We start from the raw sequence: 23,813 nt of genomic DNA, 5'->3' as shown, positions 1-23,813 counted from the left end.
GTATGAATAACTTGCCTTGCCAAGTCTCGACTCCTTAATGCAGATCGTGCGCGTATTCTGAGAGAATTCGAGAGCCTGCCGCACCCTGCAAGTATTTTTTCGCTCCTGAACGACCGGGCACGATCGGGGCAACAAGCTGCTTGCTTCCGATAAAATGACGGCTGTCCGCTGTTTCTCCTATGGATCGGAGAGCGCAGATGGAACAGCCCGGAACACGTATTCAATGGGGACAGGTCGCGGTGGTCCTGTCCATGATCCTCCTGTCCTGGTGGGGCGCTACCCAGTGGACGGCCTGGGAGCTGGGCTTCCAGCCCGAACTCGGGCGGCCCTGGTTCGTGCTGTTTCACCGCTGGCCGGTCTATGCGCCTCCGCTGTTTTTCTGGTGGTGGTATGCTTTTGACGCCTATGCCCCGCAGATTTTTGCGCGCGGAGCCTGGATCGCAGGGTCGGGCGGTGTGCTGGCCTTCGCCGCTGCCGTGGCTCTGTCCGTTCATCGTGCCCGCGAGGCAAAGAAGATCGAGACCTATGGATCGGCGCGCTGGGCAGGGCCGGATGAAATCGCCCAGGCCGGACTACTTGGCCCGGACGGGGTGGTGCTGGGCCGGTATCGCAAAGCCTATCTGCGGCATGACGGGCCGGAGCACGTCCTGACCTTCGCACCGACGCGAAGCGGTAAGGGCGTGGGCATGGTCGTTCCCACGCTCCTGACCTGGCCGGGTTCCGCCATCGTCCATGACATCAAGGGCGAGAACTGGGAACTGACGGCGGGATTCCGTGCCCGTTTCGGGCGTGTCGTGCTGTTCGATCCAACCAATGTGACCTCTGCTGCCTACAACCCATTACTGGAAATCCGGCGTGGAGAGTGGGAAGTCCGTGATGCCCAGAACGTCGCCGACATCCTCGTGGACCCGGAAGGCAGTCTGGAGAAGCGCAACCATTGGGAGAAGACCTCGCACTCCCTGCTGGTCGGCGCCATCCTGCATGTCCTCTATGCCGAGCCCGACAAGACCCTGGCCGGTGTCGCCAATTTCCTGTCGGACCCGAAGCGCCCGATCGCCACAACGCTGTCGGCGATGATGCGGACGAAGCATCTTGGCGATGCCGGTGCGCATCCCGTCGTGGCCTCGGCCGCGCGCGAACTGCTGAACAAGTCTCCCAACGAGCGGTCGGGTGTGCTGTCCACCGCCATGTCCTTCCTTGGCCTCTATCGCGATCCAGTGGTTGCAGAGGTGACGCGGCGCTGTGAATGGCGGATCGCCGACATCGTCGGCGCCGATCGCCCGGTGACGCTCTACCTTACCGTGCCGCCGTCTGACATCAGCCGCACCAAGCCGCTGATCCGTCTGGTCCTGAACCAGATCGGGCGCCGCCTGACGGAAGATCTTGATGCGGCGGCACAGCGGCGGCGGCTCCTGCTGATGCTTGACGAATTCCCCGCTCTCGGGCGACTGGATTTCTTTGAATCGGCGCTGGCCTTCATGGCGGGCTACCGGATCAAAAGTTTCCTGATCGCGCAATCTCTCAACCAGATCGAACGGGCCTACGGACCGAACAATTCGATCCTCGACAACTGCCATGTCCGGGTGAGCTTCGCCACCAACGATGAGCGGACCGCGAAACGTGTCTCGGACGCGCTTGGGACCGCCACCGAGATGAAGGCAATGAAGAACTACGCGGGCCACCGTCTTTCGCCATGGCTGGGCCATCTGATGGTCTCGCGCTCGGAAACGGCGCGCCCGCTGCTGACGGCTGGCGAGATCATGCAGCTTGCCCCGTCCGATGAGATCGTCATGGTCTCCGGCCTCTACCCGATCCGTGCAAAGAAGGCCCGTTATTTCGAGGATGACCGCTTCCGCGAGCGTGTTCTTCCACCGCCAAAGCCCACACGTCCCAAGGACGGTTGTCCGGATGACTGGAGTAGCCAGCCCTTGCCCCCCAGGCCACCGGTTCCGGACACGGGAGCAGGTGAAGCGGCCACGGACGATGAGGAAGAAGATCCGAACCAGTCCGCCCGACGCTTTCAGCCTGAACTGGGCGAAGGCACTGTCGAGAAGAAAGAGCCGATGGAGAACGAGTTCACACCCGACCCGACCGATGAATTCGACGACATCGCACCCCGTAACAACCGGATGAACGATCTCATGCGCGGTGTCGCCCGGCAGGCGTCGCTCGACCGCGGCGATGAACTTGGACTGTGAGGCAGATATGGCGATGCCGAAAAAGAAAGCCCAGATCTCCGTCTATCTCGATCCCGAGGTGATGAAGGCCCTGTCCACCTATGCGGCCCGTCGCGCACAGCCTATGTCGCTAATCGTGGAGGCCGCTGTTGCCTCCTTCCTTTCGCCCGACGGCGAGGAGCGCCGCGAGGCTGCCACATCGAAGCGTCTTGACCGGCAGGACCGGCGCCTCGCGCGGCTGGAGCGTGATATTGGCATCACGGTGGAGACCCTGGCGCTGTTTATCCGCTTTTGGCTGACCACGACCCCACCGCTGCCTGAACCGGCGGCGAAGGCGGCGCGCGCGCAGGCCGGGGCACGTTACGATAATTTTGTTGCAGCCCTTGGCCGAAGGCTGGCCCAGGGACCGAGACTCCAGCAGGAAATCCCGGAGGATGTTTTGGACCCCGGCGCACCGGATGAACCGGAGGCATAAAATCCGCACCTCGCAAGTATTTTTGCCCTACGTTTCGCCGCAGTCCTACGACCTTTGAATTCCTGTTGAAACGCGCTGTTTCCAGCCTTTCTTAATGATCCCCGTCGCTGTTCGTCCGTCGCGTTCGGCCCATACGGGGGAAGGTCATGTCGGTTTCCGTCATCCATGAAGGGGCCAGGGTACGCGGCATGTCCATGCTGCGCACGGCGATGGGACCAGCGATTGCGGGTCACCTTGCCGATCCCGGTGTCGTCGAGGTCATGCTCAATCCGGACGGGCGACTGTGGATCGATCGGCTGTCCGAGGGCATGGCCAACACGGGCGACGTCATCACGTCGGCCGATGCCGAGCGCATTGTCCGTCTTGTTGCGCACCATGTTGGAGCGGAGGTGCATGAGGGTGCGCCACGCGTCTCGGCGGAACTGCCAACCGGTGAGCGGTTCGAGGGGTTGCTGCCGCCCGTTGTGACAGCCCCGAGTTTCGCCATCCGCAAACCCGCCGTTGCTGTCTTCACCCTTGATGACTATGCCGCCGCCGGGATCATGACCGATGCACAGGCAGATTTCCTGCGGTATGCGGTCTCGGAACGGAAAAACATCCTGGTCGTGGGCGGGACCAGCACGGGCAAGACCACCCTGGTCAACGCCCTGCTGGCCGAGGTGGCCAAAACCGGTGATCGCATCGTGCTGATTGAGGACACGCGCGAACTGCAATGTACGGCGCCCAATCTCATTGCCCTGCGCACCCGTGAAGGTGTGATCACGCTTTCGGACCTTGTCCGCTCTGGTCTCCGGCTGCGTCCCGACCGTATCCCCATCGGTGAGGTACGGGGAGCCGAAGCCCTTGATCTGGTCAAGGCATGGGGGACTGGCCATCCGGGTGGCATCGGCACGCTGCACGCCGGATCGGTACTGGCGGCCCTGTATCGTCTGGAACAGCTGATACAGGAGGCGGTGGTCACGGTGCCACGCGCCATGATCGCCGAAACCATCGACGTCATCGCCGTGCTTTCGGGGCGTGGCAATTCCCGCCGCCTTTCCGAACTGGTTGAAATCGATGGCCTTGTTCCCGTGACGGGCGCCTATCGCATCCGTCCGGTCAGCCTCTCTTCTCCCGAAACATCCCGCTCTGCCAATGGAGAGTCATCATGAGATCGACTTCACGTCTGCGCGCCATTGTGTGCGCTGTCGCACGTCCCGACCGGCATGTGCCGGATATGCGTCTGTTCGGAACCTCCATGCTGCTGTCGCTTGCTTTCGCGTCATCGGCATGGGCGTCAGGATCCAGCATGCCGTGGGAAACGCCCCTGAACGAGATTCTGGAATCCGTGCAGGGGCCGGTGGCCAAGATCATCTCGGTGATCATCATCACCGTGACCGGCCTGACCCTGGCCTTTGGCGAAACATCCGGCGGGTTCCGCAAGATGATCCAGATCGTCTTTGGTCTATCCATCGCTTTTGCGGCGTCCAGCTTCTTCCTGTCCTTCTTCTCCTTCTCCGGCGGGGCGCTGATCTGATGGCGGGATATGACGATGACGCGGTGCCGGGCTTTCATGTCCCGGTGCATCGCTCGCTGACCGACCCGATCCTGCTGGGTGGGGCACCCCGTGCCGTCGCCATAGCCAACGGCACGCTGGCGGCGGCCATAGCCCTCGGTCTGCGGCTGTGGCTGATCGGGGCAGCATTCTGGATCGTCGGCCATGGGCTCGCGGTCTGGGGAGCGAAGCGCGATCCTTTCTTCATTGAGGTAGGGCGGCGGCATCTTCGCTATCCCGCCTGGCTGCGGGCGTAGGGAGGGCAGGACGATGATGTCCCTTGGCGAATATCGCAACCGAAACTCACTGCTGTCGGATTTTCTCCCATGGGCCGCGCTCGTGGAGAAAGGTGTCGTGCTGAACAAGGACGGCAGTTTTCAGCGCACGGCAAAAATTCGTGGTCCCGATCTGGATAGCGCCACCCCTGCCGAACTGGTCGGTGTCACAGGAAGGCTGAACAATGCGCTTCGCCGCCTTGGCTCAGGCTGGGCCGTGTTCGTGGAAGCGCAGCGCGTCCCCGCCACACTCTATCCCGAGAGCGATTTCCCCGACGCGGCCAGCCAGATGGTGGATCTGGAACGTCGTGAGCAGTTTGAGGATGAGGGAGCGCATTTCGAGAGCCGGTATTTTCTGACCCTGGTCTGGCTGCCACCGGCGGAATCTTCAGGGCGTGCAGAGCGTTTTCTGTATGAGGGCAGGGAGCGCGAGGGGCCTGACCCGCATGGCATGCTCCATGCCTTCGTGGATCGCAGTGATCGGCTTCTTGCCCTGTTGAACGGGTTCATGCCCGAGGCTACGTGGCTCGATGACGGCGAGACGCTGACCTATCTGCATTCGACCATTTCGACGCGGAACCAGCGTGTCCGGGTGCCGGAAATTCCCATGCATCTGGATGCCCTGCTGGTGGACCAGCCGCTTTCGGGTGGCCTGGAGCCAAAGCTGGGCGATTCCTTCCTGAAAACTCTGACGATCACCGGTTTCCCGTCGCGGACTTTCCCCGGAATCCTGGATGACCTGAACCGGCTGGCGATGCCCTATCGCTGGTCCACCCGCGCGATCCTGCTCGACAAGACCGACGCCACCAAGGTGCTGACGAAAATCAGGCGCCAGTGGTTCGCAAAACGCAAGAGTATCGCAGCCATTGTCCGCGAAGTGATGACCAATGAGGCGTCAGTTCTCGTGGATAACGATGCCGCCAACAAGGCAGCCGATGCCGATCTGGCGTTGCAGTCGCTGGGCGCGGATGATGTCGGGCAGGCTTACATCACGGCCACGGTGACGGTGTGGGATGGCAGCGCCAGCATAGCGTCGGAAAAACTTCGCCTCGTGGAAAAGATCATTCAGGGCCGTGACTTCACCTGTATGGCGGAAAGCCTGAACGCGGTGGAAGCCTGGCTCGGTTCCTTGCCGGGCCATGTCTACGCCAATGTCCGCCAGCCCCCGGTTTCGACACTGAATCTGGCGCATATGATCCCGCTTTCCGCCGTGTGGGCGGGGCCTGAACGGGACGGGCATTTCAACGCACCGTCTTTGTTCTATGGCAAAACGGCGGGAGCCACGCCCTTCCGGTTTTCCCTGCATGTCGGGGATGTCGGCCATACCCTGATCGCCGGCCCGACAGGCGCCGGAAAGTCAGTGTTGCTGGCCCTTATGGCGTTGCAGTTCCGACGCTATCAGGGAGCGCAGGTTTTTGCTTTCGATTTCGGAGGCTCCATGCGGACCGCGACACTGGCGATGGGCGGGGACTGGCACGATCTCGGGGGTGGACTGATCGAGGATGATGCCATCGGAGAAGAGGGTAGCGGCGTATCGCTCCAGCCGCTGGCGCGGGTTGATGACCCCGACGAACGTAAATGGGCTACGGAATGGCTGGGGCAGATACTTGTCGGCGAGGGCGTGGCGCTGACACCGGACGTCAAAGCCCATCTCTGGTCGGCCCTGAATTCGCTGGCATCGTCACCCGACCATGAGCGTACGATCTCCGGTCTTGTAGCACTCCTCCAGTCTAATGCCCTCAAGCAGGCGCTGACGCCTTATTGCCTTGGCGGTCCCTATGGCCGCCTGCTCGACGCGGATGTCGAGCGTCTGGGCGATGCCGATGTGGTGGTGTTCGAGACCGAAGGGCTGATCGGTTCCGGGGCTGCCTCTTCCGTGCTGTCCTACCTCTTCCACCGTATCGAGGGCCGTCTGTCTGGCCGTCCTACCCTTTTGATCATCGACGAGGGCTGGCTGGTGCTGGATGACGGCGATTTCGCCGGCCAACTCCGGGAGTGGCTGAAAACCCTGCGCAAGAAGAACGCCAGCGTCATCTTCGCCACGCAGTCCCTGTCGGATATTGCCAATTCCCGCATCGCGCCGGCGGTAGTGGAAAGCTGCCCGACACGGATTTTCTTGCCCAATGAACGGGCGATCGAGCCGCAGATCATGGCGCTTTATCGCGACTTCGGCCTGAATGACCGGCAGATCGCCATCATCGCCCGCGCGGCATCAAAGCGGGAATATTACTGCCAGACCCAGCGCGGCAACCGCCTGTTCGAACTGGGACTGGGGCCTGTGGCGCTCGCCCTGTGCGCGGCCTCCGGCAAGGACGACCACAGGCTGATCGATCGGGTGCTGGCGGAGCATGGACGGGATGGTTTTCTCCCTGCGTGGTTTGACGCGCGCGGCGTGTCATGGGCGGCGGATCTGTTGCGCGACGATCGTGGACCGGCGGGCGTGCCATGACGGAAAAATCTTTCCCGTTCTGGACTGAATTTTTCGGTAGTGCGAGCGAAAAACATTTCCGCCGGGGTGTCCTTCTCACTTCTGCAATGCTGGCGGTTGGCGGGGCGTTCGATCTCTCACGACCCGCTCATGCCCAATGGGCGGTGTATGACGGAGCCAACCATGTCCAGAATGTTCTCATCGCGGCACGGACTCTCCAGCAGATCGACAACCAGATTACGTCACTGGCCAATCAGGCCCAGATGCTGGTCAACCAGGGGCGCAATCTGGCAAGCCTGCCGCTATCGACCCTGTCCACGTTGCAATCGACGATTTCACAGACCACGGCGCTGCTCGCGCAGGCGCAGAACATTGCCTACAGCGTCCAGTCCGTCGAGCAGCAGTATCAGCAGGTCTACACATCCGTCTCGTCGGGCATGTCCGATAGCGCCCTGTTCAGCCAGGCGCAGACGCGGTGGCAGAATTCCGTGGGCGGGTTTGAGGACGCCCTGAAACTTCAGGCTCGGGTGGTAGGAAACATCCCGAGCGACAGTTCGGCCATGACGCAACTGATTTCGGCCAGCCAGACATCGACCGGGGCGTTGCAGGCGGCACAGGCGGGAAACCAGCTTCTGGCACTACAGTCCCGCCAATTGTCCGACATTCAGGCCGAACTTGCCGCCAATGGCCGCGCCACAGCCCTGCAACAGGCGCGCGATGCGGCCACGGAAGCGGAAAGTGACGCGCAGTATCGGCATTTTTCCCAGCATGACGCCTATGTGCCCGGTACGGTGTCCATGTTCAGCGGCAGCGGGAACTGACGGTCATGGCCATGAACGATGTCGGCGTTATCGATACCTTTCTGAACACCTTCACCACCACCATCGATACAGGGTTCGGCCTGGTGAAGGGGAATGTGGTTTCGCTGGCGGGATCGCTGTCCGTGCTCGATATCGCACTGGCCGGCCTGTTCTGGGCGTGGGCGGCGGATGAGGACATCATCCAGCGTCTGGTGAAAAAGACACTCTATATCGGCTTCTTTGCCTGGATCATTAACGATTTTGACTATTTGTCGAAGGTTGTCTTCGACAGTTTCGCGGCCCTTGGCCTGAAAGCCGGTGGCGGCAATCTCGCACTCGGAGACTTCCTGCGGCCCGGCCGACTGGCCTCCACGGGTTTCGATGCAGCCCAGCCGCTTTTGGACTCAGTCCACAATCTCCTTGGTCCTGTCGCCTTCTTTACGAACTTCATCCAGATTTTCGTGCTGTGCCTGTCGTGGCTGATCGTGCTGGCGGCGTTCTTCATTCTCGCCGTGCAGCTTTTCGTGGCGCTGATCGAATTCAAGCTGACCACGCTGGCGGGTTTCATCCTGATCCCGTTCGCCCTGTTCAACCGCACCGCCTTCCTCGCCGAGAAGGTGCTGGGCAATGTCGTCTCCTCGGGTGTGAAGATCATGGTGCTGGCGGTCATTTCCGCCATCGCGTCGGTTCTGTTCGCCCAGTTCTCAACCTCCTACGGCAGCGACGTTCCCACGATCGGGCAGTCCGTCTCGGTGGTGCTGGCCTCGCTTGCAATTGTCGGCCTGTCCATTTTTGGCGGCAGCATCGCCAACGGGCTGATTTCCGGTGCTCCCCAGCTTGGCGCGGGCGCGGCTGTTGGCACCGGCATGGCGGTGGGTGCCATGGGTGCTGCGGCGGCGGCCGGTGTTGGGGCTGTTGCTTCCGGTGGTGCCGCAGCCCTCGGTGCCACGGCTGCCGCCGCGCGGGGAGGTGCCGCGATCGCCGGGGCAGCCACGTCCGCCTATTCGGCTGGTGCTGCTGGCGCATCAGGTGGTGCGGGCAGCATGGCCGCCGGGATCGGCGGTATGGGCCGGGCCGTCGGCGGGAACGTCGCGAATGCCGTCAAAGGGGCGGCCTCACGTGCCGGTTCATCGCTCAAGGAAAGCTATGCCGCCGGTGGACGCTGGGCCGCGCGCGGAATGGGCGGTGGAGAGGGTGACGAAACCGGTGGCAGCGGGCCGTTTCCATCAGGTGGGGGTGGTCCTGCCGGAGAAGGGGGTGGCCCCACGAGTAGCGGCCCTGCCGGTTCTGGTCCGTCTGGTGGAGATGGTGGCGGTTCCGGCGAACCGCCCCGCTGGGCTCAGAAGATGAAGCGCCGTAACGCCGCTGCCCATGCTGCCGAGACCGCGCATGTCATTCGCTCCGCCGACGGCGGGGGCGGATCTTCCTCAATCGATCTGTCAGAAAAGGAATGAGGACGATGTTCCGTCGCTCCACCACCCGCTACGGGATCACGCCCGAACCGGTGACACCCTATCAGAAAGCCGCACAAACCTGGGACGACCGGATCGGTTCCGCCCGCATCCAGGCCCGTAACTGGCGGTTGATGGCCTTTGGCAGCCTGTTCCTGTCCGCAGGCCTCGGGGCCGGGCTGGTCTGGCAGTCCGCGCGCGGCACCATCACGCCGTGGGTCGTGCAGGTGGACCGACTGGGGCAGGCGCAGGTCGTGGCCCCGGCGACAGCGGGCTATATGCCCACCGATCCGCAGATCGCCTGGTATCTGGCGCAGTTCGTCCATGACGTGCGCGCCCTGTCGTCGGACCCCGTGGTGGTCCGGCAGAGCTGGCTGCGGTCCTATGATTTCACCACCACGTCGGGCGCGCAGGCCCTGAACGATTACGCGCGCCTGAACGATCCCTTTTCGCGGATCGGGCATGAGCAGGTCGAGGTGGATATCGCCTCGGTGATCCGCGCCTCGCCCGGCAGCTTCCGCGTGGCCTGGACCGAACGCCATTACCGCGACGGGGCGTTTACCGGCACCGAACGCTGGACCGCCATCGTCTCCGTCGTTCTGCGCACGCCACGCGATGCCGATCATCTCAGGAAAAACCCTCTGGGCATCTACGTCTCCGCCATCAACTGGTCGAAGGAATTGGGTCAATGATCCGCATGCTCGTGCGCGCGTTGCCGCTGACGCTGCTCGCCCTGTCCGCCTGCGCGGGGCAGTATCATCCGCCTGTCATTCGCTACGATGACGCTGCGCAGGCGACACGTCTGCTGGACCCGCCGAAGCCGGTACAGGTGGTTGAGGTGCCGCAGCCACTCCCGTTGCCGGGGCAGCTCAAGCCGCTGCCGTCACGACGCGCGGTCCATCCGGCCCCCGAAGTCGCCGACCCGACCGTGCGCGTGACGCAGGCCAATCTGGCGGCGCGTATCCAGCCCACGCGCGCAGGGTTCATCAACGCGGTGCAGGTCTATCCCTATTCTCCGGGTGCGCTCTATCAAGTCTACACTTCGCCGGGCGAGATCACTGACATCATGCTCCAGCAGGGTGAGAAGCTGGTGGGCACCGGGCCGGTTGCAGCAGGTGACACTGTGCGCTGGATCATCGGCGATACCGCAAGCGGGGCAGGGACGACAAAGCGGATTCACATCCTGGTCAAGCCGACCCGGCCGGATCTGACCACCAACCTGATCGTCAATACGGATCAGCGGACCTATCTGGCGGAACTGCGCTCCACGCCTGCGACCTACATGGCGTCGGTGTCGTGGGATTATCCCGAAGATGATCTGATTGCCCTGCACCGGCAGGATAGTGCGGCCGATGATGCTGCCCCTGTTGATGCGGGGCTGGATCTGAACGCGCTGAATTTCCGTTATGCCATCCAGCCGGTGAAAGGGGGCATACCGCCCTGGTTGCCCGGCCGGGCGTTTGACGATGGCCACAAGGTCTATATCGCTTTTCCGGCCGGGATAGGGCAGGGCGAACTGCCGCCCCTGTTTGTGCTGGGGGCGGATGGTGGCCCGGAACTGGTCAATTACCGGGTGCGGCAGAACTGGATGATCGTGGACCGGCTGTTCGCTGCCGCCGAACTGCGGCTGGGTGACAAGCATAGCGAACAGCGGGTGCGCATCGTACGCACCGATGGCAGGAAGTCATGACCGACACGCAGGATCGTCAGGATGAGGGTGTGGACGTGTCCGGCAATGGAAGCGGATCAGGACCATCATCCCCGCCTTCTGCGCCCGATTTGCGCCTGCGGGCGGAACGGCCGCGCGTGGTGCGTCTTAACCGCACCGTTGTCTGGGCGCTCGGTGGGGCAGGGATGCTCGCCATTGGCCTCGCACTTGGCTACGCGCTGGAGAACAGCAGTCACCAAGCCCCGCCCGCCGCCAGCCAGGACACGGATGTGCGTCCGTCCGCCGACGGGCTGGCAGGGTTGCCCTCAGACTATGTCGGCAGTGGCGTCCCGAAGCTCGGTCCCGCTCTGCCCGGCGATCTGGGGCATACCATCCTGAAGGCACAGGAGCAGGGCAAGGCTACCTCGGGAGGCGACGACCGGCGCGCGCAACAGGAGGTCGAGGCCGCGATCGCCAGCCGGCTGTTCGTGCAGATGGGGGAGCGTGACCGCGCCGGCGAACAGGCAGCGGCACCCGCGCCGGGCGTTCCCGCCTCGCAGGCATCACCGGCCCCTGCGACCGACGCACAATCTGGCAACCGTGCCTTTCTGGCGGGCCAGCCGGACCGCATGACTGTCAGCCCGGACCGTATCATGCCCCCGGCGTCGCCCTATATCCTTCAGGCAGGCACGGTGATCGCCGGCGCGCTGAACACGAAAATCAGTTCCGACCTGCCGGGCCAGATTACCGGCCATGTGACTCAGAACGTCTATGACAGCCCGACCGGCCACTATCTCCTGATCCCGCAGGGAAGCCTGCTGTTCGGGGCCTATAACAGCGGGATTGCCTTCGGGCAGCAGCGCACCCAGATCATCTGGACCCGGCTGATCTTTCCCGATGGCGAAAGCCTGGTGTTGGAAAAACTGCCGGGCGGGGGCGCTATCGGCCAGTCTGGCCTGTCCGACGAGGTGAACAATCACTGGGGTCAGCTTTTCAAGGCGGCTCTGGTCACGACCCTGCTCAGCGTGGGTTCGGAGGCGGGCACGTCGTGGAATGAAAACAATCTCATGCAGGCAATCCGCTCCGGCGCCAGCAACGGCTTCTCCATGGTCGGCAACCGCCTGATCGACCGCAGCCTCAACGTCCAGCCCACCCTGACCGACCGGCCGGGGCTGCCGTTCACCCTCATTCTGAATCGCGACCTGATCCTGAAACCTTGGCACGTAAAGGAACTGCCTCGATGACGAAGTTGCGTATCACCGAAATACCTGATGAAAAGCCGGTTCGTGTCACTGTGGACCTCCCGGCGGATCTCCATCGCGATCTCGTCGCCTACGCGGCGCTGGTCAGCCAGAACGGCCAGCCCGTCGATCCGACCCGTCTCGTACCGCACATGATCCGTGGATTCATTGCATCTGATCGAGCTTTCGCGAAGCTTAGGCGTGCGCGAGTTAAGCAGATACTAAGCAGAGAAAGTTAGTCTATTCAATATTCTTCTTTCTCAAGAAAGAAAGTATTTTATGTACGACGGTCGACGAATTTCTATCACGCCATCCAATGCCGTAATCAAGATGTGAAAAACCGTCGCCGTCGCGCACTTCCAGCACAGTTACCTGCTCAAGGATCGTATCTGGAAAAAACGCGAGCCAGCCAGTCGGCATAAGCGTAATACCATGCCCGTTTATAACGAGAGCGATCGTCCGCAGACTTCTGATTTCTTCCCTACGCACTGTTGGCAGAAAGCCAGCAATGCTCGCTTTGCGTTTTAACAGTGTATGCATGTCCTCTCCTGTATCATCATTGCCGAAGACAAAAGTTGCTTCCTGTAAATCGCTCCAACACGTTGTTACAGATGAGGCAAGAGGATGGTGTGTCGGTGTCACAGCGACAATTCGATCGCTCCACAGTGGTAAGGTAGCTGCGCCAGGTTCGTTCAGTGGAAGGGTTATAATTACTAAATCAACGATACCGTCGAAAAGCGCCGAAATTACATCTCTGTGGGATGCGTCACGATATATAAAAGAGATACCGGGGTGAAGAATTCTATAAGGTTCGATGAAGTCCGATACTCGTCCTGGCGGTATATTGCTTTGTATTCCTATTGATACGATACCGCTTTCGCCAAAGGCGCATCTCCGAGTATATTCATAAAGAGTATTTGTGTCGTGCAGCAGAGCCTCAGCCTGTCGGAGGAATGCTTCGCCGACTGGCGTAGGCGTTGTGCCAGATGATGTCCTGCGGAAAAGCTGAATTCCGACGCGCTCCTCAAGTAGTCGAAGTGAACGACTGACTGCGGATTGTTTGGAATTTAGAGCGCGCGCCGCGCCATGGATACTTCCTTGAAGAGCAATTGCGCACACGCATTGCAGTTCCCGTAGATCAAGAGGAGGGTGTCTTACCATTTCATTTCTGCCCTCACATACAAATTAAAATTAGATATTTTGTAGTGTGAGTGTTGTAGAATGCGAGAATATGATTCATTAATACCTAAAAAATATAAGGAAATATTTGAATAAATATGATACTCCATAATTAAGCTCCCATTCGATTCATTTGCATATATAGCTATGTTGACATGGCTCTAGTTTGTAGGTAGAGATAAGGTTGTCGGGTCCATTCGCCCAGCAACGGCAACAATCGCAATAATAGCAGCAGAAAATGCAATTTCGGCTATTGTTCCGCGTTGAAGATATTTAAGGCTGGCCGTAATGTTTCTCTTCTGTCGTAGATTTCTTACGTAAACATATCGGTTGACGCAGGCGATACAGACCATACCGCTCGTTAATCCCAGCTTGAGAATGAGTAGTGTAGAATAGACAGTGAAATGCTTCGGCCATCCGCCCAGGATGTTCAGGCCCAGTCCAGAGCCGGTAAGCAGGACCAAAGGCACCGCGATATGTCCCGCAGCCGAATACCGTGCTAACGCCATTTGCATGGAGCGATCCCACTTCTTTTTTCGTGTATCACTGACAAGCATGGCAACGGGGATGAGGCCCCCGCACCAGAAACCACCTGCAAGCAAATGCACGGCCTGGAAGAACATCGCGCCCATACCGATCATGCGCACGTGACCTGTCAGAGCTGTCGCCGTCAGAAGCAAGCATGCGGGTATGACCGACAGGACCGCGCCGCATTTACGCCAAGTTAGAAGTAGAAGACAGACACCAGCTACGGCCTGAATGATCCACGCCTGTCCAATGGTGGTGTCAACAAGCACGGCTTTGCTTAAAGTCGGCGAGAAGGCATCCTGCCACCCATCTCCGACCTCGGAGACTTCGGCTGGCAGTGTTGCAACGACTATTACTGTCGTAAAAACGCTCCCCCATGCCCAAAACTTTCTAAGGCGGGCAGAGAGTGCGATTCCGAGGTCGCGCGGAGCCAGCCACCCTGCAAAAAGCAGGCTACCTGTAAGAAAGAGCGCCAGGCTGTCTCGTGCGGCGCGACATAGGATCAGGAAAGCATCCGGTGTCATCGGTTAGTAACTGTGAACCCGTAGACGCCGTGAGTCTTGTGTCCATCGACGGCAAGGGCGTGCCAGGTTACGGAATATCGTCCAGGCACGAGGTCAATTTTGAGCGGGACCGTCAGAGTCTTGCCGTCATCCGACAGGGCAACGTTTCCTGTTTCTATAACATTACCCTTGGGGCCAGTGACAACGACGCCGGTGAGCTTGACAACTACTGCTTCAGTAAAGCCTAGCGTCAGGCTCTGCGGTGCCGTTCCCGTGCTATCCGCAGCGGGTATTTCGGTGTTCAGGTGGGCATGTGCATAGGCAGGGTCCCCCATCTGCAGAACGAAGTTCCCTGCGAGACACATAGAGGCAACGATTTTACGGATAGAAGTCATGTTTACTTTCCTTGCTTGGTGTGAATTACAGCAGAAAGACAAATATTTTCAGAGAAAAAAGTCTCTTATTGACCAACGAAAGGGATACCTTCGACGCAGCTATGCTGTTGAAAACAGAATAGTATTGAAAGCTTTCGTCATGCGTTGCTCAAGCTCATCAATGTCTTTTTTAGAAATAATGAGAGGAGGTGCTAAAATTATGCTGTCGTATGAGATTCTTATCAGCACGCCGTGTTCCATACACGCTTTCACAACTGACCGTTTTATGTCTGTCTTCTCATCATTTCGGAAATCAAGCTCCCTGTAGCTACAAAATCCGACTTCAATCGCGCTTAATAATCCGATTGTCCGTGTGGATCGGACCAGCTCGTGTGCCGCAAGTTTCGAAATCATCTTTATCCAATGTTCCGAAATATCCTCCACATGATCTACTATTCTTTCATCCTCGTAGATTTTTAGCGTTTCAAGGGCGACGGCAGCGGCAACAGGATGTGCGTGATATGTGCCGCCATGATGAAACCCATGGTGCATAATCGAGCAGTCCACCAATGCGGAGTGAAAATCATCATTCATGACGACCGCCGAAATCGGTTGATAGGCCGCTGAAAGCCCCTTCGATGCGACGAGGCAGTCGGGCGTCTGGTTGACGGTCTGGCTTCCCCACATCTTTCCGGTTCGACCGAAGCCCGTCACGATTTCATCGAAATAAAGAGGAATATCGCGCATCGACAAGACATTGCGTATTGCTTCAAAATATCCTTTCGGCGCTGGGTACATGCCGCCAGCAATCGAGACTGGCTCGCAGAGGAAGGCCGCGATATTTTCGGCACCCGTGTGATCTATCAGTTCTGCCAGTTCCCGCGCCAGGCGATGTGCATAATCTTCTTCTGTTTCTCCAGCCAACGCGTCGCGTGGCCAGCGCGGTTGCGCAGCATACAGAATATCGTCACCCGTCAGATCGAATGAATTGATAATGCTTTCGATCCCGCCAAGTCTCGTGGCAAATATCGTCGATCCATGATAGCTCCCCCGACGCGTGATTATTTTATGCCGTTTTGGATTTCGTTGTTTATTGATGTACCACGTTGTTTTAATGAGAGTTTCGATTGCTTCCGATCCGGTTGTGGCGAAAAGAACGTGAGCGTCCGGTATCGGCGCTGCCGCGCTGAGCGCGTCCGAAAGCGCGTGGACGACAGGGACCGTCCGGTTTAGCGCGGTGGGATAGACTGGCAGCTCTCGCATCTGGCGTGTGGCGGCTTCGATCAGGCGTTCATTATGAAAGCCGAGCGTGGCACAAAACAGTGCCGACACCGCGTCGATATAGTCTTTACCCGAAGAATCGAAGACGAAGACACCAGATCCAGATACCATATCGACGCCTGATGACATGGCGGAGTTGCTAAGATGCGATAAGCCGTACACTAGTCGCGAAGTCATCATTGTGCGCCTTTACCAGAGGGAGAGGCTGAGGGCAGAGCCAAAGGGCAGGTCTTTCCCGGATCTGAGAACGCCGGGTTAGTGAGGAAGCTCTGATCCGTTAGGGAGTTCAGGAAGGCGATCACGTCCGCGATCTCCGCCTCGCTGATTTCGAACGGCTCGATGAACTGGTCGCGTAACGGGTTCTCTCCGTGTGGCCCTGTCGCCGACCGACCTCCCTTCGAGTAATGTGCTGCCAGCACGTCGTGCAGCGTGGCGATGGAGCCATCATGCATATAGGGACCCGTCAGGGCGACGTTACGCAGGCTTTCCGTGCGGAATTTCCCCTCATCGTCGGCATTGCCCGTCACAGTCCGCAATCCGTGATCACTGGCAGGATAGGCCCCCTTGCTGTCCTCGTTATACAAGCCGGTATTGTGAAAACCTGTTTCCGGGAAAGGAATGTTCGCGGAACGGATATTGTCGGTCAGGTTCAGGCCGTTATGGCAATGTGAACATTCCAGCTTCTCGCCGAAGAACAGCGCCTCGCCCCGTTGCGCGGCCGGGGACAGCGCCGTCTTGTCGCCATGCAGCGAGCGGTCGTAGGGGCTGTCGAAGGACAGCAGTGTGCGCTCGAAGGATGCAATCGCCTTCGTGACTGTGGAAAGTGTGATCGCGCCCTTCGCCTCGGGAAAGGCGATGCGAAACAGGTGCGTATAGCAGGGATCACCCGAGAGCCTAGCGAACAGAGCTTTTTCCTGGCCGCCCATGCCCAGCTCGACCGGTTGGTCGCCGAACATCGGGATCAGCATCTGTTTCTCCAGCGTGGTGAGTTGTGGATTGGCCCAGGTATAGCTCGGCAGATAGGCTACGTTCGCTAGCGGCATCGGTGTGCGTAGTCCTGGCTCGCCATGCGCGCCTACATGCGTCGGGACACCAGAGGCGAAGCCCAGATTCTGGAGATGGCACGACGCGCAGGCAAGCGTCCCGTTCTCCGATAGCCGCTTGTCGTAAAACAGCCGCCGCCCCAGTGCGACCTTCTCCGCCGTCATCGGATTGTCGGACGGGACGACTGGCGCAGGCGCCCAGGAAGGGATATCCCAATGCCACGTCGCGGGCTGGGCTGCGGCCGATAGAAGCAGCGCGCCCCCACCCATAAGGGCCATCTGGAGAACTTTGCGAATAAACGTGCGCATCCTATCGACCCCGAAATACCGACTGAGCGGGTGGGGAGGTCTCTGATCCGAATGGCAGGCCGAACTCACGGAATACACCTGCGCAATCCTTGTCGTCCGGTCCAGACATGCAACCTGGCGCACTATTAATCTGGTTGGTGCTGACATTACTCAGAGCGAGCAGTCGACTTATGTCGAGCTTCACGGTCTGATGCGCCGGATTGAACTCCGGCAGCGTGACCGTGACGAGGTTCGGGGCCGTGCACGCGCCCTTCGGCGCCTCGACCGGACTGGCGGACTCACAGCCGGTGCTACCGATGTGGACAGGGAAGCCATGGGGTCGCGCTTTGTCGCCAGGCTTCGGAATCATCATGATATCAAGTGTAAAAAAACGATATCCTGACTGCCAGGTCCAAAACATGCTCGTCATGTTCAGCGGTGGCTGTGCAATCGTAGGATCGCCGTGATTGGCGGCCATAGGTAGCCCAACGGTGAAGCGCAGGCCGGCGAAATGGCCTTGCGGCCAGACAAAACTGATAGTCGAGTTCGGCGACGGAGCCGTATCGCTGCATGGAATATTGCGATCAATCAGGTCGATCAGCGCGATCCCGTCACGCTGCCAGAGGCCTGACGGCCCTGGCTTGACCGGCACCGCACGACCGTCCTTTGTGAGTAGCGCCACATCGTGGATGTAAAAGCGTAGATCGTTGACCCGGACCGTGTCGCCCTGCGTGCCGACCGGCGAAAGCGTGCGGGTGCAGCTTATCGGCTGATCGCCGAATACAGCTTGGAACGTCAGGTGCCCGAGTTTTGGCGCCGCATAGGTGTTTGACGACACCCCCGTTATCAAAGCGCTAGCGAACAAGGCTCTAAACATCATCAACGATTTCATTACCATCTCCCGATAACGGTCCAAAACGCGACTTATACGTCTCAATTCTGCGATGCGGCGTTATTCAGCAACGTCCACCCTGGAAATGTTTCCAAATCCCATGACGGAATTAGAAAGTATCCGAATCCGTTCTCTGGTGGGGACGGTGGCGAGCCGATATTTATTTCTTCGATGCTCCTTACTAGGTGGACGTTCCGTGCCTTGAATGCGACAGTCCATGTCGGATCGGAGCTATGTGCTATCGCAATCCCCAGAAAGGACGAGCGGTCGAGGGCCGCCCATTGGGCAGCAGCAACAGCACGCACTTCACGGCAGACCTGTTTTGTTAATTTCCCGGCCAATGGAGATTGAGCAAGCCAGTCATAGACTGACAAGTGAAGGGTCCAATCCAAGGGATCGCGGTGCTCATAGGCCCATTCCATAAACGGCCTGAATATGACGCCGTTATTTTCGTCATCTATTTCCTGTAAAGAAGGGCAGGGATCGAATATCGCGTGCCACGTTCCTCGTAACGCTATATTTATCCTTACCTGTTGGCGGTGAGAAAGATTGAAATCTCTTTCTCGTGAAGGGCGCGTCATGCTGCTGATAACATCGCAATCACGCTCTAAATTATGGTCAGAAGTCATTTAACAGCGTTCTTCTGCTATGTAAGTTGTTGTCGTATTCTTGTGATATCTTGAACAATACTGTCATATTCAACATTACGATCTCGTTCGTACGTGATAGTCGTTTCTGAATGGCAAAGCCTTGATCTCAGGTCGGAGAGAAAACTCAGTGTTTCCACAGAAATCTCGGTGCCGTGTGTGTCGATCATTACATTCGGATCACTTACCGACGGCTCGTAACTTCCTACATGAAAATGCCGTGTTTCGTTTGCTTCGCTGATCCAGCTTTCCGTGGAGGCGCCACAATTTATCTCGGAACAGACAGCGTTCGATATATCAAACAATAGCCCTGTCCCGACTTCCCTTCGCAGATCAGAAAAGAATTCGGGCGCTTCAAATCCACCATCTAATATAGACGGAAAATTTTCTAGAAATAATTTCTCACCAATTTGCTCCTGCCACCACGATGCTTTCTCAATTAAAACTTTTCTGTTCCTGTAGTCTATCTCGGAAAGGAATGAGAGATTTTGGCCATTGCACGAAAAAGACGCAAGGTGGTCAGAAATGTATATAGGCTTTAGAATATGTGCATGATAGCGAATTTGTTCAGCCATCTGGCTCAGAGATTCTCTATCATTTTCTAAAAATCTGGAGCGCATAATGTGGAAAGAAACTGGACATTTGATAGTTGCCAGTAGCTCGTGCGGATCTAGATGAAGAAAGTTATCTATAAGAATTTCGTAGTAATCTATATGACCATCATTTAGTAATTTGTTTGCAATTGGCAGAACTTCGCTTCTGGTAAAATTAAAACCGATGCGCATGATGGTCTCCCTTAATTAGAATAGGAAAGGGTGCGCGCATGGCGCGCACCCCCTATGGTTCAGTTATAACCACCACAGACCGTACCCGGACCGCAGATCGAACCGGCCATTGTTGAGACCTTGATCTCGCGACGAGAAAGAATGGTGATTTTCATTGATAGACTCCTTGTCTTTGAAATTGCCGATCATCACATCGATGTATCGGCAAAGTATAATAACATATATTGTTCAAGTAAACAAAGTAAAAATGCAAATTTAAAACTTATATGAAATATTGAACCTGAAGCTTCGTCCAATTTCAGGTACGTCATTATTGCTGGCGATAGATTTGTACATATAATATGTCTTATTGGTCAGATTGGTGACGGCAAAATTTACGCGCCACGGCTTGCCTGGCATTTGCCAGTCAAAAAGAATGTCATGCAACATATAGCCTGGTCTTCTGCGTGCTATCGTAGAGTCATAGTCTTGGGCTTCTACAGCGGTGAGGTTATACGTGGCGGTCAACCCAATTTTTGGAAAAGTGTAACTCGCATCTGCTGCTACTTTATCTGGTTGAGCCAGAAGGTTGGCTCCGGTGTTTGCATCTCTCACACGGAGGTGGCTGTAACTTACGCCAAGATTGATGTTCTCTATATTGTAGGTTGCGCGAAGTTCAATTCCATAGCGGGTGGCGTGTTGAATGTTCGTATATTGATAGTTTATCTCGTTTGTTTTGTAGAGTGGGCTCCAGTGATGTCCGACCACAGATAGCTGAATAAGGTTCGTAGCATCTTCGTAGAAGCCTGTAGCACGCACCAATGCATGATCCTTGCGTGAGAACAATCCACTTTTATTATAACTAAATCCACCTTCGTATGTACGAGCGCTTTCTGGTCTTAAGTTATTATTTGGAAGAAAATAATAACTATTTGGCGTTATGGCATAGTTCATATTTGTTTCTTGAATTGTTGGGGCGCGGTAATTTTTTCCCCAACTAAGATAGACCATCCAATTTCGATTTGGATGCCATGCTAAGGTAATTTTGGGTAGAATTGCACCGCTAGTGCTGGTGGACGAGCCAGACCCAAAGGTATTGTAGCGATCGTAACGAAGGCTTGGCGTTAGTACGATGCCGTACGGAAGTTTAATCTCATCTGATCCGTAGAATCCGTAAACTTGCTGTTGCCCGTCGGGGATAGTTCCTCCTCCTTGCCCGTTTTTTTGAAGAGTATGATTGATGTCTCGATAGTAATTTGCTCCAACTACAAACATATGTGAACCAAGATAGCCAAAATTTTCCCTGAATATTTTTTGAATATCAGCCCCATAAGTTTCCAGTGTTTGCGTCTCGCCCACTATTGATGTCTTAATAAAAGGACCGTACCATGACGTCATTTTTGATCTATAGAGCGTCAGTCTTCCATCTTCTTTTCCGTCAGAGTCCTTAGTGGTTAGGTGAATATTTGAGTCGTCTTGCCTGGTTCCGGTTTGTCGATAATAAGGAATATATGTCTTTGTTGACGAATTATAAACGGTAAATTTTTGTGCTTGTGCGTTGGCTGGACGATAATTTTCAATATAATAAAAACTCTGCCCGAAATCGACTCTGATCCGGTCTGTAATGTCGTAGCCCAGTTTTAAGAGTGCGCTATTGCTCGTACCGTTGTTCGGAGATAATTTTTGTCCTCCGCCTAGAGAAATCGGCCCGAATGACTGTCCTGCATACGCCAGCAGTCCGTCGAACTTTCCCCATTTTCCATACACTTTGGCAGCACCTTTGGCATTTTCATTTGCACTCTGATAACCGCCGTCTAACTCTGCACCCCATTTTCGGCCAGGCGCGAGGAGATCTTTGGCTTCGAGCGTCTTGATTGACATGACGCCTCCCATGGAGCCGCTGCCGTAAAGAGTTGATGCGGCCCCCATTACGACTTCGACAGACTGCACGAATGCTGGATCGATATAGAGCGGTGTCTGGAAGCCGGCAAAACCATTGTCCGCATTGCGGCGTGCGCCATCGACCAAGAGGATAATGTCTCTTCCGTTGAAGCCTCGAATTTCAGGGATCTGGCCTTCGGTCCGTGCTCCGCCTGCCATATCAGCGTCAGGTAAACGATTGATGACATCAGCGAGCGTTGAAGACATACGTCTTTCAATATCCTGACGGGTTATCAGGCTGACCGAGGCGGGAACATCCTGGATCCGCTGTGGCGTTCGCGTAGCTGTGACAACGAGCCGCTCAGCTGCGTTACTGGATATGGGGATGGCGGCTCCTGTTCTTACATGAGCACCAAGTTGTTTTGACGTGTTTCGCGATGACTGTTCCGGAGTTTTTTTAATCGCCGCCTGCCTGGTTGATGCGGCATTCTCACGCTCTTTTCCGGGCAGTTCATTGGCATGCGCCGCGAAGGACGGGATAAGAAAAATTGCGGCGGCAGAAAGTAAGTGCGCGCGGTGGAACGTGTGTGCGCAAACATGTGTCGAAGACATGGAAGCTGATCCTGAGCTGAGAATATCGTTCAGCCAGCAGGACGGTCATTGTCTTTTTCGTCATTAGTTTATGACGTCAGCGACGCACTATGCGTTAAGTGAACGCGTACGGTCGATGAATGACAGCTTAAACGGCCTGCGGGCGCTAGAAGACCGCAGACACAGGGGGGCCACAGGAGAAAGGAACACCAAGTGTGATGACAGGTGGAGCACGGGGGTTAACGATGTTGACGTGGCGTTGCCAACGAATAAACGCCAGTGCCAGCAAGATAACGAGAGCTGTGAACAGGAATACTGGCAGGTGCAGGAGAGGGCATAACGGACAGCTTCCATCGTGATGAGAAGGATGCCCGGACATGTGGTCGTGGTCGCCCTCATTGTCGGCTGACACAGCCTGCGTCACATTGTCCATTGTCATGCCAGGCATATCCGCACAGACGGAGTGCTTATCTGGCGTGTGATAAACATGTGGAGCGATATCAATGCCTGTCAGGCGCAAGATGGTAGCACGAGGCATTTCTCCCGGCATTGCCTGACTCTGGATCAGGAGTTGCCCCAGAAAGCCCATGAGCGTGAACGCGACCAGAAACCAACGGCTCAATGAAGAGCGGGGCGCAGGATGTATGGCATGGGCCATCTTTTGAAAACATATGCTCCTGTCACGGTAGACTTTTTATAAAATCCATTGTGGTTGCGAGCCTGTCAACCCGATATTGCACACACATGGCAGGCATTCCTACCAGGATGCTTGAAGAGCCCATTTTGGCTTGGCGGCAGTCGATTTTATAATCTCTGCCTGAGGAATGTGGAGGGATCGAAGAACCCTTGATTGATACGCTTGGCTGTTGATTTCAGGTTTTTGGCGATTTGATTGACTACTTTTGGGTTGGTTTTCGATCTGCGTTTTAAGCAGATCGAGTGCTGCCCCCGCTGGATTGCTATGCATTCGCGCTGATCCGCTCCAGGAAGAGGAAGCGGCGCATATTATAGACGATATTGGCCAGGCCGATCCTCATGGTGGCCCGGGTGATACCGACAGTTCGGACGAACAGACCCATTTGCGATTTCTGGTCAGCAAAGACATGCTCGACGCGTGATCGGATCACGGACTTTCCGGCGTTGGATTTCTGGAGATGCCTGGGCATAGGCTTGAGATGCGGCTTTTTCCTGTGAACTTTCGAGACAAAGCCCTGCTCCTCCATGAAGTCCTCATTCGCTTTTGAGCGATAGGCCGTGTCAGCCCAGACCGTTGAGGCCGTATTGGTTTTATCCAGCAGCCCCTCTCTCAATCGCGCGCCATCACTGGCGGCGGCATGCGTTGTTTTCCATTTCCGGATGAACCGGTATTTCCGATCGATGGAAACATGCGATTTATAGCCAAAGAACGGGATGGCGAGATCGCTGGAGGGCATGGCTCCATCATCCTGCCGCTTCGCCTTCGTGAACTTCAGTGTCCAGCGCGCATGACGATCCTTGTGCGACAGCTTTGCGGGTTTGTCCTGCCAGTCTTCAGGAATACGTCCTTCCCGAAGATCGGCTTTCTCTGCATTGGTGTTCCGCTGCTTCGGAGCCGCTACCAGCGTGGCATCCAGGATCTGGCCTGACATCGGTAAATACCCGGCGTTACGCAGGGTCGCATCAAAGCGGTTGAACAGCCCATCGATCGCACCCGCCTGGGTCAGACGCTTTTGATACAGCCAGACCGTTTTGGCATCCGGCACCCGATCTGAAAGTCCCAGACCAAGGAAACGCATAAAGGAGAGGCGATCGTTGATCAGATATTCCGTCCGCT

24 protein-coding genes are annotated in these 23,813 nt (G+C 57.0%); 12 read left to right on the top strand and 12 right to left on the bottom strand.

What is annotated here, in order from left to right:
* Positions 1 to 197: 197 nt before the first annotated feature.
* From JN414_RS14925 to JN414_RS14870, 12 genes are all read left to right on the top strand, one after another.
* Positions 198 to 2,198, top strand: coding sequence for a conjugal transfer protein TraG (locus JN414_RS14925; RefSeq protein WP_202205761.1), 2,001 nt, complete (start codon positions 198 to 200; stop codon positions 2,196 to 2,198).
* A gap of 7 nt (positions 2,199 to 2,205) precedes the next feature.
* The gene (locus tag JN414_RS14920; RefSeq protein WP_202205760.1) at positions 2,206 to 2,652 is read left to right on the top strand and encodes a CopG family transcriptional regulator; all 447 of its coding nucleotides are present in this window, start codon (positions 2,206 to 2,208) and stop codon (positions 2,650 to 2,652) included.
* 194 nt (positions 2,653 to 2,846) lie between these two features.
* The gene (gene trbB, locus JN414_RS14915) at positions 2,847 to 3,803 is read left to right on the top strand and encodes a P-type conjugative transfer ATPase TrbB (RefSeq protein WP_373867616.1); all 957 of its coding nucleotides are present in this window, start codon (positions 2,847 to 2,849) and stop codon (positions 3,801 to 3,803) included.
* The gene (locus tag JN414_RS14910) at positions 3,800 to 4,168 is read left to right on the top strand and encodes a TrbC/VirB2 family protein (protein WP_197690714.1); all 369 of its coding nucleotides are present in this window, start codon (positions 3,800 to 3,802) and stop codon (positions 4,166 to 4,168) included. Before trbB ends, JN414_RS14910 begins: the two co-directional genes overlap by 4 nt.
* Positions 4,168 to 4,443: a VirB3 family type IV secretion system protein gene (locus tag JN414_RS14905; protein WP_010516001.1), complete on the top strand. Its 276-nt coding sequence runs from the start codon at positions 4,168 to 4,170 to the stop codon at positions 4,441 to 4,443. The genes JN414_RS14910 and JN414_RS14905 overlap by 1 nt, the downstream gene beginning before the upstream one ends.
* A 13-nt stretch (positions 4,444 to 4,456) precedes the next feature.
* The gene (trbE, locus tag JN414_RS14900; RefSeq protein ID WP_202205758.1) at positions 4,457 to 6,910 is read left to right on the top strand and encodes a conjugal transfer protein TrbE; all 2,454 of its coding nucleotides are present in this window, start codon (positions 4,457 to 4,459) and stop codon (positions 6,908 to 6,910) included.
* Positions 6,907 to 7,710, top strand: coding sequence for a P-type conjugative transfer protein TrbJ (gene trbJ / locus JN414_RS14895; protein ID WP_202205757.1), 804 nt, complete (start codon positions 6,907 to 6,909; stop codon positions 7,708 to 7,710). Before trbE ends, trbJ begins: the two co-directional genes overlap by 4 nt.
* 5 nt (positions 7,711 to 7,715) lie before the next feature.
* A complete protein-coding gene (gene trbL / locus JN414_RS14890; protein WP_202205756.1) occupies positions 7,716 to 9,143 on the top strand; it encodes a P-type conjugative transfer protein TrbL in 1,428 nt (475 codons plus the stop codon).
* Between the two features lie 5 nt (positions 9,144 to 9,148).
* The gene (gene trbF, locus JN414_RS14885; RefSeq protein WP_202205755.1) at positions 9,149 to 9,832 is read left to right on the top strand and encodes a conjugal transfer protein TrbF; all 684 of its coding nucleotides are present in this window, start codon (positions 9,149 to 9,151) and stop codon (positions 9,830 to 9,832) included.
* The gene (gene trbG / locus JN414_RS14880; protein ID WP_202205754.1) at positions 9,829 to 10,830 is read left to right on the top strand and encodes a P-type conjugative transfer protein TrbG; all 1,002 of its coding nucleotides are present in this window, start codon (positions 9,829 to 9,831) and stop codon (positions 10,828 to 10,830) included. The genes trbF and trbG overlap by 4 nt, the downstream gene beginning before the upstream one ends.
* On the top strand, positions 10,827 to 12,032 hold the full coding sequence (locus JN414_RS14875; protein ID WP_202205753.1) for a TrbI/VirB10 family protein: 1,206 nt from the start codon (positions 10,827 to 10,829) through the stop codon (positions 12,030 to 12,032). The genes trbG and JN414_RS14875 overlap by 4 nt, the downstream gene beginning before the upstream one ends.
* Positions 12,029 to 12,268, top strand: coding sequence for a DUF2274 domain-containing protein (locus tag JN414_RS14870; RefSeq protein ID WP_078527195.1), 240 nt, complete (start codon positions 12,029 to 12,031; stop codon positions 12,266 to 12,268). Before JN414_RS14875 ends, JN414_RS14870 begins: the two co-directional genes overlap by 4 nt.
* A gap of 1 nt (position 12,269) precedes the next feature.
* Here the strand turns inward: JN414_RS14870 and JN414_RS14865 are convergent, their stop codons facing one another.
* From JN414_RS14865 to JN414_RS14810, 12 genes are all read right to left on the bottom strand, one after another.
* Positions 12,270 to 13,190 carry a LysR family transcriptional regulator gene (locus JN414_RS14865; protein ID WP_088364992.1) on the bottom strand — a complete coding sequence of 307 codons (921 nt, stop codon included), beginning with the start codon at positions 13,188 to 13,190 and terminating at the stop codon, positions 12,270 to 12,272.
* 179 nt (positions 13,191 to 13,369) lie between these two features.
* Positions 13,370 to 14,260: a CopD family protein gene (locus JN414_RS14860; protein ID WP_202205751.1), complete on the bottom strand. Its 891-nt coding sequence runs from the start codon at positions 14,258 to 14,260 to the stop codon at positions 13,370 to 13,372.
* Complete coding sequence (gene copC, locus JN414_RS14855) at positions 14,257 to 14,634, bottom strand: copper homeostasis periplasmic binding protein CopC (RefSeq protein ID WP_202205750.1); 378 nt, start codon at positions 14,632 to 14,634, stop codon at positions 14,257 to 14,259. The genes JN414_RS14860 and copC overlap by 4 nt, the downstream gene beginning before the upstream one ends.
* Before the next feature lie 99 nt (positions 14,635 to 14,733).
* Positions 14,734 to 16,023 (bottom strand): aminotransferase class III-fold pyridoxal phosphate-dependent enzyme, encoded by a 1,290-nt coding sequence (locus tag JN414_RS14850; RefSeq protein ID WP_237390107.1) that lies wholly within the window; start codon positions 16,021 to 16,023, stop codon positions 14,734 to 14,736.
* A 47-nt stretch (positions 16,024 to 16,070) separates the two neighbouring features.
* Complete coding sequence (locus JN414_RS14845) at positions 16,071 to 17,246, bottom strand: methanobactin export MATE transporter MbnM (RefSeq protein WP_237388880.1); 1,176 nt, start codon at positions 17,244 to 17,246, stop codon at positions 16,071 to 16,073.
* A gap of 1 nt (position 17,247) precedes the next feature.
* Entirely contained in the window at positions 17,248 to 18,117 is an 870-nt protein-coding gene (locus tag JN414_RS14840; protein WP_230975647.1) for an MbnP family copper-binding protein, read from the bottom strand.
* 41 nt (positions 18,118 to 18,158) lie between these two features.
* On the bottom strand, positions 18,159 to 18,746 hold the full coding sequence (gene mbnC / locus JN414_RS14835; RefSeq protein ID WP_124297930.1) for a methanobactin biosynthesis protein MbnC: 588 nt from the start codon (positions 18,744 to 18,746) through the stop codon (positions 18,159 to 18,161).
* A gap of 17 nt (positions 18,747 to 18,763) precedes the next feature.
* Positions 18,764 to 19,549 carry a methanobactin biosynthesis protein MbnB gene (mbnB, locus tag JN414_RS14830; RefSeq protein ID WP_202205748.1) on the bottom strand — a complete coding sequence of 262 codons (786 nt, stop codon included), beginning with the start codon at positions 19,547 to 19,549 and terminating at the stop codon, positions 18,764 to 18,766.
* 59 nt (positions 19,550 to 19,608) lie between these two features.
* Positions 19,609 to 19,704, bottom strand: coding sequence for a methanobactin (gene mbnA, locus JN414_RS14825; RefSeq protein ID WP_120357830.1), 96 nt, complete (start codon positions 19,702 to 19,704; stop codon positions 19,609 to 19,611).
* Positions 19,705 to 19,804: 100 nt separating this feature from the next.
* On the bottom strand, positions 19,805 to 22,021 hold the full coding sequence (locus tag JN414_RS14820; protein ID WP_110571425.1) for a TonB-dependent receptor domain-containing protein: 2,217 nt from the start codon (positions 22,019 to 22,021) through the stop codon (positions 19,805 to 19,807).
* A gap of 145 nt (positions 22,022 to 22,166) precedes the next feature.
* Positions 22,167 to 22,658: a DUF2946 family protein gene (locus JN414_RS14815; protein WP_078527209.1), complete on the bottom strand. Its 492-nt coding sequence runs from the start codon at positions 22,656 to 22,658 to the stop codon at positions 22,167 to 22,169.
* Positions 22,659 to 22,959: 301 nt separating this feature from the next.
* Positions 22,960 to 23,813: IS5 family transposase (locus JN414_RS14810; RefSeq protein ID WP_202208601.1), on the bottom strand; the 854-nt coding region annotated here is incomplete at its 5' end.

Source organism: Gluconobacter sp. Gdi (assembly GCF_014132155.1).
Classification (GTDB): Bacteria; Pseudomonadota; Alphaproteobacteria; order Acetobacterales; family Acetobacteraceae; genus Gluconobacter.
This window is presented reverse-complemented; position numbering and strand designations above follow the sequence as displayed.

Excerpts from the sequence above, each read along its gene's own strand:
- JN414_RS14925 (WP_202205761.1), top strand. The coding sequence starts at position 198 with ATGGAACAGCCCGGAACACGTATTCAATGGGGACAGGTCGCGGTGGTC.
- JN414_RS14920 (WP_202205760.1), top strand. The coding sequence starts at position 2,206 with ATGGCGATGCCGAAAAAGAAAGCCCAGATCTCCGTCTATCTCGATCCC.
- trbB (WP_373867616.1), top strand. The coding sequence starts at position 2,847 with ATGCTGCGCACGGCGATGGGACCAGCGATTGCGGGTCACCTTGCCGAT.
- JN414_RS14910 (WP_197690714.1), top strand. The coding sequence starts at position 3,800 with ATGAGATCGACTTCACGTCTGCGCGCCATTGTGTGCGCTGTCGCACGT.
- JN414_RS14905 (WP_010516001.1), top strand. The coding sequence starts at position 4,168 with ATGGCGGGATATGACGATGACGCGGTGCCGGGCTTTCATGTCCCGGTG.
- trbE (WP_202205758.1), top strand. The coding sequence starts at position 4,457 with ATGATGTCCCTTGGCGAATATCGCAACCGAAACTCACTGCTGTCGGAT.
- trbJ (WP_202205757.1), top strand. The coding sequence starts at position 6,907 with ATGACGGAAAAATCTTTCCCGTTCTGGACTGAATTTTTCGGTAGTGCG.
- trbL (WP_202205756.1), top strand. The coding sequence starts at position 7,716 with ATGGCCATGAACGATGTCGGCGTTATCGATACCTTTCTGAACACCTTC.
- trbF (WP_202205755.1), top strand. The coding sequence starts at position 9,149 with ATGTTCCGTCGCTCCACCACCCGCTACGGGATCACGCCCGAACCGGTG.
- trbG (WP_202205754.1), top strand. The coding sequence starts at position 9,829 with ATGATCCGCATGCTCGTGCGCGCGTTGCCGCTGACGCTGCTCGCCCTG.
- JN414_RS14875 (WP_202205753.1), top strand. The coding sequence starts at position 10,827 with ATGACCGACACGCAGGATCGTCAGGATGAGGGTGTGGACGTGTCCGGC.
- JN414_RS14870 (WP_078527195.1), top strand. The coding sequence starts at position 12,029 with ATGACGAAGTTGCGTATCACCGAAATACCTGATGAAAAGCCGGTTCGT.
- JN414_RS14865 (WP_088364992.1), bottom strand. The coding sequence starts at position 13,190 with ATGGTAAGACACCCTCCTCTTGATCTACGGGAACTGCAATGCGTGTGC.
- JN414_RS14860 (WP_202205751.1), bottom strand. The coding sequence starts at position 14,260 with ATGACACCGGATGCTTTCCTGATCCTATGTCGCGCCGCACGAGACAGC.
- copC (WP_202205750.1), bottom strand. The coding sequence starts at position 14,634 with ATGACTTCTATCCGTAAAATCGTTGCCTCTATGTGTCTCGCAGGGAAC.
- JN414_RS14850 (WP_237390107.1), bottom strand. The coding sequence starts at position 16,023 with ATGTCATCAGGCGTCGATATGGTATCTGGATCTGGTGTCTTCGTCTTC.
- JN414_RS14845 (WP_237388880.1), bottom strand. The coding sequence starts at position 17,246 with ATGCGCACGTTTATTCGCAAAGTTCTCCAGATGGCCCTTATGGGTGGG.
- JN414_RS14840 (WP_230975647.1), bottom strand. The coding sequence starts at position 18,117 with ATGAAATCGTTGATGATGTTTAGAGCCTTGTTCGCTAGCGCTTTGATA.
- mbnC (WP_124297930.1), bottom strand. The coding sequence starts at position 18,746 with ATGACTTCTGACCATAATTTAGAGCGTGATTGCGATGTTATCAGCAGC.
- mbnB (WP_202205748.1), bottom strand. The coding sequence starts at position 19,549 with ATGCGCATCGGTTTTAATTTTACCAGAAGCGAAGTTCTGCCAATTGCA.
- mbnA (WP_120357830.1), bottom strand. The coding sequence starts at position 19,704 with ATGAAAATCACCATTCTTTCTCGTCGCGAGATCAAGGTCTCAACAATG.
- JN414_RS14820 (WP_110571425.1), bottom strand. The coding sequence starts at position 22,021 with ATGTCTTCGACACATGTTTGCGCACACACGTTCCACCGCGCGCACTTA.
- JN414_RS14815 (WP_078527209.1), bottom strand. The coding sequence starts at position 22,658 with ATGGCCCATGCCATACATCCTGCGCCCCGCTCTTCATTGAGCCGTTGG.